Source organism: Variovorax sp. MSC1_012 (assembly GCF_023667525.1).
GTDB lineage: Bacteria > Pseudomonadota > Gammaproteobacteria > Burkholderiales > Burkholderiaceae_C > Variovorax > Variovorax beijingensis_B.
On record NZ_CM174443.1, the window covers coordinates 4460843 to 4476966 of the forward strand.

Consider the following 16124-nt stretch of genomic DNA (forward strand, 5'->3'; position numbering starts at 1 on the left):
GCTACAGCCTTCGCAAGGAAGTCCGCATACAATGCGTCGAACTATTCATCGACGCATTCAATGAACACCGCATCCAAGCCTGCGGGAGCCGGGGAATCCGAGAGGGCAGTTCTTGTCCGGCAGGCGCTCGCCCAGGGACCAAGGCCCGTTGCCGAGCTGGTGGCCGGTCTCCAGGTGAGCCAAGCAACCTTTTCCCGAACTATTCAGGAACTTGGTCGCGAGGTGATCCGGTTCAGGGAGCCCGGCGTGCGCACACCGCGGTATGCGCTCGTGCGAAGCGAGCCCGTCCCTTCCCCCCAGCCCATCTTTCGAGTTGGCGAAGACGGCCGGGTCACCGAGGTGGGCGCCGTCACCTTCCTGCGTGGCGGCACCTGGGTTGATCTGGGCGGACCGGACAGCCGCTTTCACGAGGGGCTGCCGCCCGCCATGGCGTTCGCGGCACCGTCCGGCTACCTTGGAGCGCGCATTGCGAAGGCCGTGGCCGCGGAGATCGGCGTGCCGTCCTCGCTTCGCGACTGGTCTGACGACCACCGCATGAAGTTCCTGTGCTCGGTCGGTTCGGACGTGGCGGGTTCGCTGATGTGGGGTGCGAGCTCGTTCGCTGCCCACATGGCTTCTCGGCAGGTCGCGCCGATCGCCGTCGCCGATGTCCCCACGGCCTACCAGGACCTGGCGAGCGCCACCAGCCAGACCGGTGCCGGCAGCAGTGCGGGTGGCGAGCAGCCCAAGTTCACCTGCGAGACCGAGGCCCGTGGGCATCTCATCGTGAAGTTTGCCCGCGCCGGAACTCGGTCCTCGGAGATGCTCGTCCTGGAAGAACTGGCATTGCGTGCGCTCGACGAAGCCGGGGTCGAGGCAGCGCCAGCGCGCTATCTGGAGATCGGCGGGTATGGCTTCCTCGAAGTCGAGCGCTTCGACCGCGTGGGGCGGTTCGGCCGGAGGGGAATGATCTCCGCAGGCGCGATCGACGACGAGCTGTTCGGTATGCGGGACAACTGGCCGTCGTTCGCGCAGCGCTGCGAGGAGGCTGGAATGCTCGGGCCGGAGTCCGTGCGGCAGGTCCTCGTCCTGACCGCCTTTTCGGAATTGATTGGAAATGGGGACCGGCACTTCGAGAATCTCTCGCTGATGACCGACGAGCGCGGGCGACCCGTTGGCGTGGCACCTGCCTACGACATGCTCCCCATGATGTACGCGCCTGTGGGCGGCAGCATCGAGCCGGAGTTGCGGCTCGTCGCCCCTTCGTTCCAGTCGCTGGGGGCCAGGCCCGAGGTCTGGGAACCGGCGTTCCAGGCCGCGCACGCCTTCTGGACGAAGGCGGCCAGGGATGACCGGCTGTCCAAGGCGATGCGCAAGATCAGCGCCGGCAACGCTCGGCAGGTGGCCGAGGTGGTTGCGCCGTTGCTTCCTGCGCGCGCTGAGCGCGGGCAAGACTAGCGGCGCTCGACCACCATCGGCGCGATGCGCAGGTTCTCGCGCAGCTGCGTGACGGCCTCGCCGGCTTCGCTGCGCGAGGCGAAGGGCCCGGCCTGCAGGCGGTGCGTGCCGGCTTCGCTGAACACGCGCAGCTGCGGCGCCAGGGTGGGCAGTCCGCGCGCGGCCTGGCTCCGCAGGCTCTCGGCGCCATCGCGCTCGCGGAAGGCGCCGAGCTGCACCCAGAAGCCCGCGGCCGCGGCTGAAGGCGAGGAGGGCGCAGGGTCCTGCGATGCGGCCCGGGGCGCTGGTGGCGGCGCGGTGAGCGGCGCCAGCGGCGGGAGGTCGGTGACCATGATCGGCTGGCGGGGCGACGCGACCTCCGGCTCGGGTGCCGGCGCGGCTTGCGCGATCCGCTCGGCGGGCGCCATCTGCGTGGTCGGCGTTTGCGGCGCGACCGGCATCGCCGACGCCGATGGAGCAGCGTTCATCGCCACCGGCGCCACCCATGCCGAGGGCACGGCCACCGGCGCAGCCGCCGCGCGCTGGGGCTGCGCCTGCGCCGGCACCTGCGACGCCGAGGCATACGCCGTCCCCGCATCGCGCCGCCATGCGCCCGTGCGGATGTCCTCGTTCGTGATGCGCTCGATCTCCACCGGCGCCACGCCGCGCAGCAGGTCGAGCTTGAGCGCCGCCGTGTAGCTCAGGTCGATGATGCGGCCGTCGACGAAGGGTCCGCGGTCGTTCACCCGCACGATCACCTCGCGCCCGTTGGCCGGGTTGCGCACCCGCACGTAGCTGGGCAGCGGCAGCGTCTTGTGCGCGGCCGTCATGGCGTACATGTCGTAGGGCTCGCCGCTCGCGGTCGAGGCGCTGTGGAACTTGCGGCCGTACCACGAGGCGATGCCCGATTCGCGGAACGGCCGGTCGTCGGTGATCGGCTGGTAGGCCCGGCCCAGCACGGTGTAGGGCTTGCTGGTGCCGCCGCTGTTGCGGATGGCTTCGACGCGGGGCTCGGCATCGGGCACGCGGTCCAGGTCGGACGGGATGTTGCTGCCCGGGCCATCGCGGCCGCTCAGTGCACCGCCACCGCTGCGCGTGCCGCTCGCACAACCCGCGAGAAGGACGGCGGCGGCCACCGCGCAGGCGGCCAGCGCGGGGGTGGCGAGGGAGCGGGCGCGGTCAGCCAAATACGGCCTTCCATAGCGTCAGCATCGCGTCGCGCTCGGCGGCCAATGCAGGCGGGGTGACCTGGGTCGGTTCTTCGTTGAGGCGGGCGCGATGCTGCACGCGCCGCAGTTCGCGGTAGGCGGCGGCGGCGTTGCGGCCGACGCCTGCAGGAAGCAGGCCGGCTTCTTCCGCGCGCACCAGCAGCGCGATGTTCCCGACGTTGGGAATCAGCTCCGGATGCTCGCCCGAGGCCGACAGCACCAGGAACTGCACCGCGAACTCGGCATCCACCATGCCGCCGGGGCTGTGCTTGACGTCAAAGCGGTCGGCCTTCACCGGCCGCGCGCCGCGCAGCTTGTTGCGCATCGCGATGATCTCGGCCTTGAGTGCCTCGCGATCGCGCGGCGCCACCAGCACGGCTTCGCGCACCTGGTCGAAGCGGGTGCCGAGTTCGGCGCTGCCGAGCACAAAACGCGCGCGCGTCATGGCCTGGTGTTCCCAGGTCCATGCGGTGTTGCTGCCGCGTCCGAGCTGGTAGCGCTCGTAGGCTTCGAAGCTCGTGGTCAGCAGGCCGGAGTTGCCGTTCGGCCTCAAGGCGGTGTCGATCTCGAACAGGTCACCCTCGCGCGTCTTCACGGTGAGCCAGTTGATCAGCTTGCGCACATAGGCCGCGTAGACCTCGCCCGCACGCTCGTCGTCATCGTCGTAGACGAACACGATGTCGAGGTCGCTGCCGTAGCCCAGCTCCTTTCCGCCGAGCTTGCCGTAGCCGATGATGGCGAACTGCGGCAACTCGCGGTGCCTGTTGCGCACATGCGGCCAGCACCAATGGGCGGTCACGCGCAGCGTGGTGTCGGCCAGTGCGCTCAGGTCGTCGGCCACCTGTTCCACCGTGAGGCGGCCGTCCACGTCGCGCGCCAGCGTGCGGAACACCTCGGCGTGGTGGGCGTGGCGCAGCAGGTTCAGCAGGCGCTCCTCGTCGGCTTCGCCGGTGCGGCTGAGCGAGACGTGGCGCGCTTCGAGTTCTCGCTCGAACTCGGCCGCCATGAAGCGGCCCGAGAGCATCTCGTCACTCGCGAGCTCGTCGATCACGCCCGGGTGCTGCATCAGGTAGCGCGCGGGCCACTTCGCGGCGCCCAAGAGCCGCAGCAGCCGTTCCTGCACCGCGGGCCGCTCGACCAGCAGCGCCAGGTAGCCCTCGCGCCGCAGCAGCGGTTCGATCCAGTCGGCCCAGCGCAGGGCGGCGTCCACATGGCGCGGCGTCTGGCCGGGGCCGTCGCCGTCCGGCTCCTTCAGCCATTGCCCGGTGCGCTGCACCAGCTGGCGCAGCCGTGCGCGCGTTTCCTCGCGCAGCGCCAGCACGCGGGGCTGCTCGCACCAGTTGCGGATGCGGTCGGCAAAGGCCGGCGGCAGTTCGTCGAGCAGGTCGGCCAGGTCGGTGGGCGCGGCCGCCTTCTTGCCGTTGCACTTGCCGTTGCAGGGCTTTTCGCCGCCGAGCAGCTTGTCGAACTCCTGCGCCACGAACTCGCGGTGCGTGTCGAGCTGCTCGAGGAACGGGCAGCAGCCGGCGTAGCCCATGGTCTGCGCGATCCAGCGCAGGTCGTCGTCGGCCACCGGCAGCACGTGGGTCTGCTGGTCGTCCAGGTACTGGATGCGGTGCTCCACGCGGCGCAGGAATTCGTAGGCCGCGGCCAGCGTGCCGGCGGTTTCCTGCGGCATCAGGCCGGCGCGCGCGAGCCGCTGCAGGGCGTCGAGCGTGGGGCGGGTGCGCAGTTCGGGGAACTGGCCGCCGCGCACCACCTGCAGCAGCTGCACGGTGAATTCGATCTCGCGGATGCCGCCGCGCGAGAGCTTGACGTCGTTGGCGCGCTCGGGCCGCCCCGCACTGCGGCGGGCCGACTGCTCGCGGATCTGCCGGTGCAGCGTGCGCAGCGAATCGAACACGCTGTAATCCAGGTAGCGGCGGAACACGAAGGGCAGCACGGTGGCGCGCAGGCCCTGCGCAAGGCCTTCCGCGACGATGTCGCGCGGCGCGACGACCCGGCTTTTCATCCAGGCAAAGCGCTCCCACTCGCGGCCCTGTACCTGGAAATATTCTTCGAGCGCGTCGAGCGACACCACGCTAGGCCCGGAGTTGCCGTTCGGCCGCAGCGCAAGGTCGACACGGAACACGAAGCCGTGCTCGGTGATGTCGCCCACCAGTGCATAGATGCGCTTCACTGCGCGCGAGAAATACTCCTGGTTGGAGAGGCGGCCGCGGCCGTCGGCATCGCCGCGGGTCTCGCCGTCCAGGTCGTACAGGTAGATCAGGTCGATGTCGCTCGACACGTTGAGCTCGCGCGCGCCGAGCTTGCCCATGCCCACCACCCAGAGCTGCGCGCGCTGGCCTTCGGGGCCGAGCGGGGCGCCATGCACCGCGTCGAGTTCCTGGCAGGCGTCGCGGCAGGCGACGTCGAGCGCGAATTCCGCGAGCTCGGTCACGGCGGTGGTCACCACGGCCAGCGGCGCCTTCGCGTCGCAATCGAGGGTGACAAGGCGTTCCATCACGAGCTGCCGCACAATGCGCAGCGCATCGCCGACGCCGTCCCCGCGTTTGCGCAGTGCCTCGTAAGCCTTCGACATCGACTCGCGCCGCGGCGCGCCAGGGGAAAGCAATGCAAGTTCGGCCGCATACCTGCGGCGCAGGCGCTGGACGAAGCGCGAATAGGAAGAGAGCGCGACCTCGGTCGCGGCTGTCGTCGATGGCGTGGCTGGCAACTGGTTCACACTGGTGTTGGTTTCCGTGGAACCCCTCTGAATGCTGGCGGTCATAATTCCGGACACAGCGCGATCCTCAATGAACGACACGGCGTCTTCCCCTTCACGTCTGCTCAAGATCACCGCTGCGACGGCGCGCTGGCTGTTGGGTTTACTGATCGCTGCATGGCTTCTGCTGGCACTGTCAGTGGTTGTCCTACACGCATGGATTGTGCCGCGAATCGGCGATTACCGTGGTGCGCTCGAGGCACAAGCCAGCAAGGCCATCGGGGTACCCGTGCGCATCGGGTCGATCACGGCCCGTTCCGATAGTCTGTTTCCCGTCTTCGAATTGCGCGACGTGGTGCTGCACGACGCCCAGAAGCGGGAAGCCCTGCGCCTCGTACGGGTGGTGGCCAGCGTGTCGCCGCGCTCGCTGTGGCGCCTCAATTTCGAGCAGCTCTACATCGAGGGGCCGCAGGTCGACGTGCGCCGCGATGCGCTCGGCAAGCTGCACGTGGCGGGCCTCCACATGGAAACCGACACCACGGGAGAGACCCGCGCCGCCGACTGGTTTTTCGCCCAGCGCGAGCTTGTGGTCGAAGGCGGCACCGTGCGCTGGACCGACGAGCAGCGCCAGGCAGAGCCCCTGTTGTTGACCGACGTGCGCTTTGTGGCGCGCAACACGGCCCGGCGCCATGGCATGCGGCTCGACGCCACGCCGCCGGTCGGCTGGGGCGAGCGCTTCACGCTGCGCGGGCAGTTCCGCCAGCCGCTGCTGTCGGTGCGCTCGGGCCGCTGGCAAACGTGGGATGGCCAGATCTACGCCGACCTGCCCTACATGGACGTCACGCGCCTGGGCCGCTACGTCTCCATCGACGCCCGCATCCGCGAAGGCAGTGGCGCGCTGCGCCTCTGGGCCGACGTGAAGAGGGGTCAGATCGTGGGCGGCGCGGCGGACCTCGGGCTCAACCGCATCGACGCCTCGCTGGGCCGGGGCCTGCAGCCGCTGGTGCTGCGCGCGGTGACCGGACGGCTGGCCGGCCAGCTGGACGACGAAAAGCTCGAGTTCTCGACCGCCGCCCTGCAGTTCGACACCGCGGACGGCATGCGCTGGCCCGGCGGCAACCTGTGGCTGCAGCACTCCCCGGCGCGGGGCCGCACGCCGGAGCAGGGCGCCTTGCGCGCCGACCGGCTCGACCTGGCCGCGCTGGCCCTCATTGCCGACCGGCTGCCGCTGGGCGATGCCACGCACCGCGTGCTCGATGCCTACGCGCCGCGCGGGCTGGTCGAGCGCATCGACCTGAACTGGCAAGGCTCGCTGGGCGCGCCCGAGCGCTACCAGGCCAAGGGGCGGGTCAGCGGCCTGCGCGTCGCGTCGCAGGCGGCAGCCCCGCCTGAAACCACCCCCGTCCCGCCGGCCACCGCAGCCCGACCCGGCGGCGCCGCGCCGGCGCCCCAGCGGCCGCATGCCGGCTCGCCGGGCCTGAGCGGCGCCACCATCGAGTTCGACGCCACCCAAGCCGGCGGCAGCGCCGCACTGTCGATGGCGCAGGGCACGCTCGAATTCCCAGGCGTGTTCGAGGAGCCGGTCATTCCCATCGACCGGCTCGCGGCCCAGTTGCAGTGGAAGCTCGACAAGGGCCATGCGCAATTGCAGGTTTCCAAGCTGCGTTTCGCCAATGCCGATGCCGACGGCGAAGCCGAAGCCAGTTGGCGCACCAGCGATCCCGCCGTGTCCCGCGGGCAGTCGCTCTATCCCGGCGTGCTTGACCTGCAGGGCAAGCTGACCCGCGCCGACGGCACGCGCGTGTTCCGCTACCTGCCGCTCGAGATTCCCCAGCACACGCGCGACTACGTGCGCGATGCGGTCACCAAGGGCACGGCCAGCAGCGTCGACTTCCGCGTGCGCGGCGACCTGCACGACATGCCGTTCATGGACCCGAAGCAGGGCGAGTTCCGCATCGCGGCCAAGGTGGCCGACGTCAACTACGCCTATGTGCCGCCGGCCTCGGCCATTGCCGCGTCGACGGCATCGAAGGCGCCGGCCTCCGCGGCCCGCAGCGGCGCGCCGGCGCCCGTGTGGCCCGCGCTCACCGGGCTCTCGGGCGAACTGGTGTTCGAGCGCGCGGGCATGCTGGTGCGCAATGCGCGCGGGCGGCTGGCGGGCGCCACCGGCATCGAGGTGACCAAGGCCGAGGCGCAGATTGCCGACATGTCGCACCATGCCTCGCTGCTGCGCGTCGATGCCCAGGCCAAGGGCCCGCTCGCCGAACTGCTGCGTGTGGGCGCGCCGCTGGCCGGGGAAACCGGCGAAGTGCTGTCCCGCGTGCGCGCCACCGGCACGGCCGACTACCGCCTGCATCTCGAACTGCCGCTTGCCGCACTCGAGTCGGCCAAGGTCCAGGCCAGCATCGCGCTTTCCGACAGCGAGCTGCAACTGGTGCCCGAGGCGCCGTCCTTCATTCATGCGAAGGGCGTCGTCGGCTTCACCGAAACGGGCTTTTCGCTGGCCGGCGTCAGCGCCAGGCTGCTCGGCGGCGACGTCCGGGTCGAAGGCCGCGGCCGCTTCGCCGGGCCCAACCGCGAGGTCGCATTGAAGGCGCAGGGCACCGCAACGGCCGAGGGTCTGCGCGCTGCGCGCGAGGCCGAGTGGCTCCCGCGCATCGCGGCCAAGGCGAGCGGCAGCACGCCTTATGCGGCCACCTTCTCGATGCGCGACGGCGCGCCGGAGTTCCTGCTCACCAGCACGCTGCAGGGCCTGGCGCTGCAGCTGCCCGCACCGCTCGTGAAGACGGCGGACGAACAGATGCCGCTGCGCATCGAGAAAAAAGTGCTGCAGCGCGAGACCCGGGCGGGTGCCGCCGTCGCCGTGCAGGATCAGCTCTCGATGGAGCTCGGCCGCGTCGGCGCCGCCCAATATGTGCGCGACATCTCCGGCGCCGAGGCGCGCGTGCTGCGCGGCAGCATCGGCATCGGCCTGGCCGCGGGCGAGACCGCTCCCTTGCCCGACAAGGGCGTGCTGGCCAACGTCAACGTCGCGAAGCTCGACATGCCTGCGTGGCAGGCGCTGGTCGGTGACACCGGAAGCAGCGCGCCCGAAGCGGCGGGCGGCGCCGAGCGGCCCGAAGACGCGGCAACGGGCTACCTGCCCACTCGCGTCGCGGTGCGTGCGCAGGAACTCGGCATCGCGGGGCGCACGCTGCACAACGTGGTGCTCGGCGGCACGCGCGACGGCGCGCTCTGGCGCGCCAACATCGATGCCACCGAGCTCAGCGGCTATGCCGAATACCGCCACACCCAGGCCGGGCGGCTCTATGCGCGGCTCGCGCGGCTCAAGATTGCACCCACGGAGGCGAAGCAGGTCGAAACCCTGCTCGACGAGCAGCCGGGCACGCTGCCCGCGCTCGACATCGTCATCGACGACTTCGAGCTGCTGGGCAAGCGCCTGGGCCGCGCCGAGATCGATGCCGTCAACCGCGGCGGCGCGGGCCGCGAATGGATGCTCAACAAATTGAGCTTCACCATGCCCGAGGCCAGTTTTTCGGCCAAGGGCACCTGGGCCGCCGCGCCGGGCGGCACCCCTGGGCATGCAGAGCAGCGCCGCACGGCCATGACCTTCAGGCTGGACATCGCGGACGCCGGCGACCTGCTCACGCGCTTCGGCATGTCCGGCGTCCTGCGGCGCGGCAGCGGGCGGCTCGAAGGCGACGTCAACTGGCGCGGCTCGCCGTTCTCGCTCGACTATCCGAGCCTGGGCGGGCAGCTCCAGGTCAATGTCGAATCGGGCCAGTTCCTCAAGGCCGACCCCGGCCTTGCCAAGCTGCTGGGCGTGCTGAGCCTGCAGGCGCTGCCGCGCCGGCTCACGCTGGATTTCCGCGATGTCTTCAGCCAGGGCTTCGCCTTCGACTTCATCCGCGGTGACGCGAAGATCCACAACGGCATCGCGAGCACCAACAACCTGCAGATGAAGGGCGTCAACGCGGGCGCGCTGATGGACGGCTCGGCCGACATCGTGCGCGAAACGCAGGACCTGCGCGTGGTGGTGGTGCCCGAGATCAACGCCGGCACGGCCGCGCTGGTGGCCACCGCGATCAATCCCGCGATCGGCCTGGGCACCTTCCTTGCGCAGTGGGTGCTGAGCAAGCCGCTTGCGGCCGCGGCCACGCAGGAGTTCCATATCGAAGGCACCTGGGCCGACCCCAAAATAGCCAAGGTGCCACGATCCATCCTGCCGAACGTACCCGGCCCCGCCGCGGCGCCGGCCGGCGGGCAGGGCAAGTGAAAACGGAGACCACGCAATGAAAGTCGCAGCCATCCAGATGGTGTCGGCCATCGCCCGCGAAGCCAACCTCGCCCGCGCCCGCGGCCTGCTCGCGCAAGCCGCCGCGGCCGGTGCCGAGCTGGCGGTGCTGCCCGAGTACTTCTGCATGATGGGCGCGCGCGACACCGACAAGCTGGGCCTGCGCGAAACCGCCGGCGCGGGCGCCGTGCAGGGCTTTCTGGCCGATGCGGCGCGCGAGTTCGGGCTCTGGATCGTGGGCGGCACGCTGCCCATCGAAAGCGGCGATGCCGAGCATGTGTTCAACAGCTCGCTGTGCTACGCGCCCGACGGCCAGTGCGTGGCGCGCTACGACAAGATCCATCTCTTCTTCTTCGACAACGGCACCGAGCGCTACGACGAGCGCCGCGTCATCGCGCCGGGCGCCGAGCCCGTGGTGTTCGAGCTGCCCTCGCGCGACGGCCACCGCTGGCGCGTGGGCATGAGCGTCTGCTACGACCTGCGCTTTCCCGAGCTGTACCGCGCGCTCGCCAAACAGGGCGCCGAGCTGCTGCTGGTGCCCAGCGCCTTCACCCGCACCACGGGCGCCGCGCACTGGGAAGTGCTGCTGCGCGCACGGGCCATCGAGAACCTGGCCTGGGTGGTGGCGCCCGCGCAGGGCGGCACGCACGAGAACGGCCGCCACACCTGGGGCCAGTCGATGGTGGTCGACCCCTGGGGCACGGTGGTGGCGCAGCAGGCGAGCGAGGAGGGCGTGGTGCTGTTCGACCTCGATGCCGGGCAGATCGAGCGCGTGCGCACCCAGCTGCCCGTTCTCTCGCACTGCGTGCTCTAGATGGAGGAAGCCGCCCTGACTGTCGCACCGCCGCGGTGGGCGCTGTTGGCCTTCGCGCGGCTGCGTTCGCTGTGGCAGCGCTGGTTCCTCTGGCTGATCCTGGCCGTGCTGGTGTCGGCGCTGCTGGTCACCGTGGTGTGGCTCGCGGGCCGGCACGAGGTCGAGCAGGTGCAGGCGAACCTCGACCGCGACACCGCCGATGCGGTCTCGGACCTTCGCATCGGCCTGCAGCGCAACGCCCAGAGCCTGCGCGCCACCCAGGCCCCGGGCCTGGACCGCACGCATTGGCCCGAAGCCGCGGCCTCCCTGCTGCGCGAGCACCGCGAGTGGCTCCGGCTCGAATGGCGCGACGCCGCGCTGCGCCCGCTCGAAGCGGTGAACACGCCCTACCGCATGCGGCTGATCGCCGACGAGAGCCGCGGCGCCGACCAGTCGGACGTGGGGCTCGCCTGCGCGGCCGCGCGCAAGCTCGGCGCACCGGCCTATTCGCCGAGCCACTACGTGCCGATCCTCGGCGGAGGCGGTGTCGAGGTGATGGAGCTCTGCGTGCCGATCGACGCGGGCGGCTTCCTGGTGGCGAGCTACTCGCTGCGCGACACGCTCATCGAGCTGGTCGGCCCCACGCTCACGCGCGGCCAGGAAGTGGCCTTTACCGAGGCCGACGGCACGCGCCTGGTGGCGCTCGGCACCTCGCGCCGCACCGGGACGCGCGTCTTCACCTCGCAGCAGCTGATCGACCTGCCCGGCGCCGCGCTGATGCTGCGGGTTGACGGCTGGCGCGCCGCGCCCGATCTTTTTCCGAACGTGCTGACGGCGCTGGTTACGGCGATTTCGATTGCGCTGGTGTCGGTGCTGGTGCTGCTCGCGCGCGACACGCGCCGCCGGCTGCGCGCTGAACGCGACCTGGCCGATGCACTGGCCTTCCGCAAGGCGATGGAAGACTCGGTCATCACCGGCCTGCGCGCGCGCGACCTGCAGGGGCGCATCACCTACGTGAACCCCGCGTTCTGCGAAATGGTCGGCTTCAGCCCCGAAGAGCTGATGGCCGGCAGCGGCGAAGCCATCGAGGCGCCCTACTGGCCGACCGAGCTGGCGCACGAATACCAGCAGCGGCAGGCCCGCCGGCTGGCCGGCGGCATGCCGCCGCGCGAGGGTTTCGAGTCGGTCTTCATGCGCAAGGATGGCACGCGCTTTCCGGTGCTCATTTTCGAGGCCCCGCTGATCAACGCGCAGCGCGTGCAGACCGGCTGGATGAGCGCCTTCATCGACATCAGCGAGCAGCGCCGCATCGAGGAGCTCTCGCGCGCCAGCCAGGAACGGCTGCAGGCCAGCGCGCGGCTTGCCACGGTGGGCGAAATGGCCTCGCTGCTGAGCCACGAACTCACGCAGCCGCTGGCCGCCATCGCCAGCTATGCGACCGGGTCGCTCAACATGCTCGGGCCGCACGCCAGGGGTGAGCAGGCCGAGGTGGCCATGGCGGTGCGGCGCATTGCCGAGCAGGCCGACCGCGCCGGCCAGGTGATCCGCAGCGTGCACGACTTCGTGCGCCGCCGCGACCGCACGCGCGAGGCGGTGGCGCCGCAGGCGCTGATCGATGCGGTGCTGCCGCTGGTGCGGCTGCAGGCGCGCAAGCTCGGCGTGAGCATCGAGGTGGTGTTCGAAGACCGCCTGCCTGCGGCCGTGTGCGACCGCACGCTGGTCGAGCAGGTGCTGCTCAACCTCGCGCGCAATGCCATGCAGGCCATGGACACGCCGGAGCACGTGGGCGAGCGCGTGCTGCGGCTGCGCGTGTCGCGCGTCGTCGCGGTCGGTGGCCTGGCAGGGACCGAGGACGCGCGGCGCTGGCTGGAGTTCTCGGTGGCCGACCTCGGCTGCGGCATCAGCGAAGAGGTGGCGGGCCGCCTCTTCACGCCTTTCTTCACCACGCGCGCCGACGGCATGGGCCTGGGCCTGAGCCTGTGTCGCACCGTGGTGGAGCAGCATGGCGGGGTGCTCGTGTTCGAGCCCAACCGCCCCCGCGGCACCGTGTTCCGGTTTACCCTGCCGAGCACATGATTTACTCCCAGGCTTTTGCGCCCGTTTCTGGAATCGACATGACATGCAACCGCTGATCGACGGCCTGATCTTCATCGTGGACGACGACGCCAGCGTGCGCGAGGCGCTGGCCTGGCTGCTGCGTTCGCGCCGCCTCGAGAGCGAGCACTTCGCGAGCGCCGAGGCCTTCGAGCTGCGCCTGGCCGAAGGCCCGCTGCCCGATCAGCCGCTGTGCCTGCTGCTGGACGTGCGCATGCCCGGCACCAGCGGCCTGGTGCTGTTCGACCGGCTCGCCGAGCGCGGCCTGCTGGACGCCATGCCGGTGATCTTCCTGACCGGCCATGCCGACGTGCCCACGGCCGTGGACGCGGTAAAGCGCGGTGCCTTCGACTTCTGCGAGAAGCCGTTCTCCGACAACGCCCTGGTCGACCGCATCGAGCAGGCGCTCGGTGCTTCGCTGCGGGCGCTGGAGGTGCGGCGCGTGCGGCGCGGCCTTGTGGGCCGCATCAGCGAGCTGACCGACCGCGAGCGCGACGTGATGCGGCTCGTGGTCGAGGGCCTGCCGAACAAGCTGATCGCCGATCAGCTGGCGATCAGCGTGCGCACGGTGGAGGTCCACCGGGCACGCGTGTTCGACAAGATGGAAGTGAAATCGGCGGTCGAGCTGGCCAACCGCCTGCGGGACCTCTAGCTGTCACGAGCTTCGGTTTTTCGTGTGAACACCGCGGAACCGGCTTTGCCGGGCCGCTGGTGTTGCCCCCTGGAAGGGGGTTGGCGAAGCGACACGAAGTGCGCGAAGACTGGGGGTCAGCTTTTTTCCGCGACGAAGATCTCGACGCGGCGGTTCTGGGCCCGGCCTGCCGGCGTGCTGTTGTCGGCCAGCGGTTCGCGCGAGCCGCGGCCGTCGGTGGTGATGGCCGTGGTCGAGACGCCGCGGCTCACCAGGTGGTTGCGCACGCTGTCGGCGCGGCTCACCGAGAGGCGCTCGTTGCCTTCCTCGCTGCCGGTGTTGTCGGTGTGGCCCACCACGCGCACGCTGGCCGCGGCCGCGCTGCGCAGCCCTTCGGCCACCTTGTCGAGCACCTGGGCCAGGTTGCGCTTGACGTTGGCGCGGCCCACGTCGAACGACAGTTCGTTGGGAACCACGAGATGCAGCTGGTTGTCTGCGGTCTGCTCGATCACCACGCCCGTGCCCTTGGTGGAATTTTCCAGCTCGGTCTTGAGCGCCGCCAGGCGCGCAGTCCAGCTGTTGGCCGGCGCAGCCGCCTGGGCGGCCGGCGCGGCGGCCGCTCCCGGCGCGGGCGATTGCGAGGCGCACCCCGCAACGAACAATGCGGCCGCAGCCGCACCCGAAACAACAAGCTTCCTCATGAGTTTTTCCCTCTTTGTGAACATGAAACGATGACGATGGGCGCCGGCCGCTCCCGCACGGCCGGCTTTGTTTTTATTTATATCAGCCGATCCGGTCAGCCTCGCGGCGCGCGCTCGCCCACGTAAATCTCGACGCGGCGGTTCTGCGCCCGGCCGGCATCGCTGTTGTTGTTGGCCACCGGCTCGTGCGAGCCGCGTCCTTCGATGCGGAAGGCCGCGGCGCTCACGCCGCGCGCCACCAGGTAGTCGCGCGTGCTGGCGGCGCGGTCGACCGACAACGGGTTGTTGATGGCGTCCGAGCCGGTGTTGTCGGTGTGGCCGATGATGCGCACCTCGGCGTTCGGGTTGTTGCGCAGGCCGCTCGCGAACTGGTCGAGCACCGGTGCGAAGTTGGGCTTGATGTTGGAACGGCCCACGTCGAAGGAGACGTCGCTCGGGATCTGCAGCTTGAGCTCGTTGTTCGGCGTTTGCGTCACGGCCACGCCGGTGCCCTGGGTGGCGGCTTCCATCTGGCGCTTCTGGTTTTCCATGCGCTGCGACCACAGGTAGCCGCCGAGCGCGCCGGCTGCGGCGCCGACCACGGCACCCGTGCCGATGGCGCCGCGGTCGCCGCCGGTGGCCGAGCCGATGGCCGCGCCGCCCAGTGCGCCAATGCCGGCGCCGATGCCGGTGTTGCGCTGGGTTTCGGTCATGCCGCCGGCACAGCCGGACAGGACGAGGGCAGCAGCGGTGGTGGCGAGTACAAACTTTTTCATGGCAATCCCTTTCAAGGTTGAATCAGGCGGGCCACAGCTTAGCCTCGGCGAACGTGCGATGGTACGGCCTTCCCAACCTGCAGGAAAGCAGAAAACTTTCTGCAAAGGCCCGTGAATGCTGCGATGATTGCTACTAAAGTAATAGCTGACGGCCTGTTCTCCGACATTCCGCGGCGGTGCTCGGCTACGCAAGGAATTCACACTTCGGGCGGGGGATTCTTTTTCTCTTCGGCTCCATTGCCATCGGCGGCTTCGTCGTCGTCGTGCAGTTCGCCTTTTTTTCGACCGGAAAACATGGTCCACCAGACGATCAATATGAACACGAGCCCGGCCCCGAGGGCTTCAAGCAAAATCAAACCCATGAGAAATGGACTCCAGTGGCTGGTTGGGCTCGCGATCGTAGCAACGCTGGCCGGCTGCTCGATCGCCCCGCGCACGCCCGACACCCCGGCCCGGCCGGCCGCCACGCCGCCGCGCGACCTCGGACCGCTGACCGGTTCGCTGGCGCATCCCAAGAGCCGGTGGGTGCCCGTTGGCTGGTCCGAACTGCCGGGTTTCGGCGACGACCCGCTGCACGAAGCCTGGATTGCGCTCCTGGCCAACTGCGCGCGGCCCAACGCCGCCTTTGCGCCGCTGTGCCGCGACGTGCGCCAGCTGGCCATCGCCACGCCCGAGGAGCAGCGCCAGTGGATGACCGACAGGCTGCAGCCCTACCGCGTCGAATCGCTCGCGGGCTCGAGCGAAGGCAAGCTCACGAGCTACTACGAGCCGGTGTACGAGGCTTCGCGCGTGCCCACCGCCACCTTCAGCGTTCCGATCTACCAGGCGCCCGAAGGGCTGGTGCCGCGCCGCCCCTGGTACACCCGCCAGGAAATCGAAACCCTGCCCGAAGCCCAGGCCGCGCTGCGCGGCCGCGAGATCGCCTGGATGGCCGACCCCATCGACGCGCTGATGCTGCACATCCAGGGCTCGGGGCGCCTTCGCATCACCGAGGCCAACGGCGTCCAGCGCACCGTGCGCGTGGCGTTCTCGGCCACCAACGAGCAGCCGTACAAGAGCGTGCAGCAATGGCTGATCGGCCAGGGCGTGGCCAAGGTCGGCAAATGGCCCGACGACACCAAGGCCTGGGCCGCGCAGAACCCGCAGCGCGTGACGCAGCTCCTGTGGAGCAATCCGCGCTACGTGTTCTTCCGCGAGGAGACCATGAGCGAGCTCGATGCGGCCTTCGGCCCGCGCGGCGCGCAGGGCGTGCCGCTGACGGCCGGTCGCTCCATCGCGGTCGACCGCGACAGCATCCCGTACGGCACGCCGGTCTGGCTCGCATCGAGCGGGCCCGCGGCGCAACTGCAGAAGCTGGTGGTGGCGCAGGACACCGGCAGCGCCATCGTCGGCGCGGTGCGCGCGGACTACTTTGCCGGCACCGGCGCCGACGCGGGGCGCCTGGCGGCCAGCATGAACCAGCCGCTGCGCCTGTGGGCGCTGTGGCCCAAGCAGTAAGACTTAGGCAGTAAGCGGACTGTCATTTCGT

At 70.1% G+C, this 16124-nt stretch carries 11 protein-coding genes; 6 read left to right on the forward strand and 5 right to left on the reverse strand.

Annotated features, from left to right (window positions below; genetic code table 11):
• Positions 1-60: 60 nt before the first annotated feature.
• Positions 61-1437 (forward strand): HipA domain-containing protein, encoded by a 1377-nt coding sequence (locus L1081_RS20915; RefSeq protein WP_489413892.1) that lies wholly within the window; start codon positions 61-63, stop codon positions 1435-1437.
• Here the strand turns inward: L1081_RS20915 and L1081_RS20920 are convergent.
• Both L1081_RS20920 and glnE read right to left on the reverse strand, forming a co-directional pair.
• Entirely contained in the window at positions 1434-2603 is a 1170-nt protein-coding gene (locus L1081_RS20920) for a septal ring lytic transglycosylase RlpA family protein (protein ID WP_489413893.1), read from the reverse strand. The genes L1081_RS20915 and L1081_RS20920 overlap by 4 nt on opposite strands.
• On the reverse strand, positions 2596-5394 hold the full coding sequence (gene glnE / locus L1081_RS20925; protein WP_489413894.1) for a bifunctional [glutamate--ammonia ligase]-adenylyl-L-tyrosine phosphorylase/[glutamate--ammonia-ligase] adenylyltransferase: 2799 nt from the start codon (positions 5392-5394) through the stop codon (positions 2596-2598). The genes L1081_RS20920 and glnE overlap by 8 nt, the downstream gene beginning before the upstream one ends.
• Positions 5395-5419: 25 nt before the next feature.
• Here glnE and L1081_RS20930 point away from each other — a divergent pair, with 25 nt between their 5' ends.
• The 4 genes from L1081_RS20930 to L1081_RS20945 are packed head-to-tail and all read left to right on the forward strand — an operon-like array spanning position 5420 to position 13161.
• Positions 5420-9604 (forward strand): YhdP family protein, encoded by a 4185-nt coding sequence (locus tag L1081_RS20930; RefSeq protein WP_489413895.1) that lies wholly within the window; start codon positions 5420-5422, stop codon positions 9602-9604.
• A gap of 16 nt (positions 9605-9620) precedes the next feature.
• On the forward strand, positions 9621-10436 hold the full coding sequence (locus tag L1081_RS20935; protein ID WP_489413896.1) for a nitrilase-related carbon-nitrogen hydrolase: 816 nt from the start codon (positions 9621-9623) through the stop codon (positions 10434-10436).
• Positions 10437-12491, forward strand: a complete 2055-nt coding sequence (locus L1081_RS20940) for an ATP-binding protein (RefSeq protein WP_489413897.1) — start codon at positions 10437-10439, stop codon at positions 12489-12491.
• A 43-nt stretch (positions 12492-12534) separates the two neighbouring features.
• Positions 12535-13161, forward strand: a complete 627-nt coding sequence (locus L1081_RS20945) for a response regulator (protein WP_489413898.1) — start codon at positions 12535-12537, stop codon at positions 13159-13161.
• Between the two features lie 116 nt (positions 13162-13277).
• Here the strand turns inward: L1081_RS20945 and L1081_RS20950 are convergent, their stop codons facing one another.
• The 3 genes from L1081_RS20950 to L1081_RS20960 form a co-directional block, all read right to left on the reverse strand.
• Complete coding sequence (locus tag L1081_RS20950; RefSeq protein ID WP_489413899.1) at positions 13278-13841, reverse strand: OmpA family protein; 564 nt, start codon at positions 13839-13841, stop codon at positions 13278-13280.
• Positions 13842-13936: 95 nt separating this feature from the next.
• A complete protein-coding gene (locus tag L1081_RS20955) occupies positions 13937-14596 on the reverse strand; it encodes a YiaD family glycine zipper/OmpA-like lipoprotein (RefSeq protein WP_489413900.1) in 660 nt (219 codons plus the stop codon).
• A gap of 197 nt (positions 14597-14793) precedes the next feature.
• Entirely contained in the window at positions 14794-14958 is a 165-nt protein-coding gene (locus tag L1081_RS20960) for a hypothetical protein (RefSeq protein WP_489413901.1), read from the reverse strand.
• Here L1081_RS20960 and mltA point away from each other — a divergent pair.
• Positions 14957-16093, forward strand: coding sequence for an MltA domain-containing protein (gene mltA, locus L1081_RS20965; RefSeq protein WP_489413902.1), 1137 nt, complete (start codon positions 14957-14959; stop codon positions 16091-16093). The two genes, L1081_RS20960 and mltA, sit on opposite strands and share 2 nt — an antisense overlap.
• Positions 16094-16124 lie beyond the last annotated feature (31 nt).

What these genes read in the sequence shown, in the direction of transcription:
- L1081_RS20915 (WP_489413892.1), top strand. Translation starts at nt 61, where the DNA reads ATGAACACCGCATCCAAGCCTGCGGGAGCCGGGGAATCCGAGAGGGCA.
- glnE (WP_489413894.1), bottom strand. Translation starts at nt 5,394, where the DNA reads ATGACCGCCAGCATTCAGAGGGGTTCCACGGAAACCAACACCAGTGTG.
- L1081_RS20930 (WP_489413895.1), top strand. Translation starts at nt 5,420, where the DNA reads ATGAACGACACGGCGTCTTCCCCTTCACGTCTGCTCAAGATCACCGCT.
- L1081_RS20935 (WP_489413896.1), top strand. Translation starts at nt 9,621, where the DNA reads ATGAAAGTCGCAGCCATCCAGATGGTGTCGGCCATCGCCCGCGAAGCC.
- L1081_RS20940 (WP_489413897.1), top strand. Translation starts at nt 10,437, where the DNA reads ATGGAGGAAGCCGCCCTGACTGTCGCACCGCCGCGGTGGGCGCTGTTG.
- L1081_RS20945 (WP_489413898.1), top strand. Translation starts at nt 12,535, where the DNA reads ATGCAACCGCTGATCGACGGCCTGATCTTCATCGTGGACGACGACGCC.
- L1081_RS20950 (WP_489413899.1), bottom strand. Translation starts at nt 13,841, where the DNA reads ATGAGGAAGCTTGTTGTTTCGGGTGCGGCTGCGGCCGCATTGTTCGTT.
- L1081_RS20955 (WP_489413900.1), bottom strand. Translation starts at nt 14,596, where the DNA reads ATGAAAAAGTTTGTACTCGCCACCACCGCTGCTGCCCTCGTCCTGTCC.
- mltA (WP_489413902.1), top strand. Translation starts at nt 14,957, where the DNA reads ATGAGAAATGGACTCCAGTGGCTGGTTGGGCTCGCGATCGTAGCAACG.
- L1081_RS20960 (WP_489413901.1), bottom strand. Translation starts at nt 14,958, where the DNA reads ATGGGTTTGATTTTGCTTGAAGCCCTCGGGGCCGGGCTCGTGTTCATA.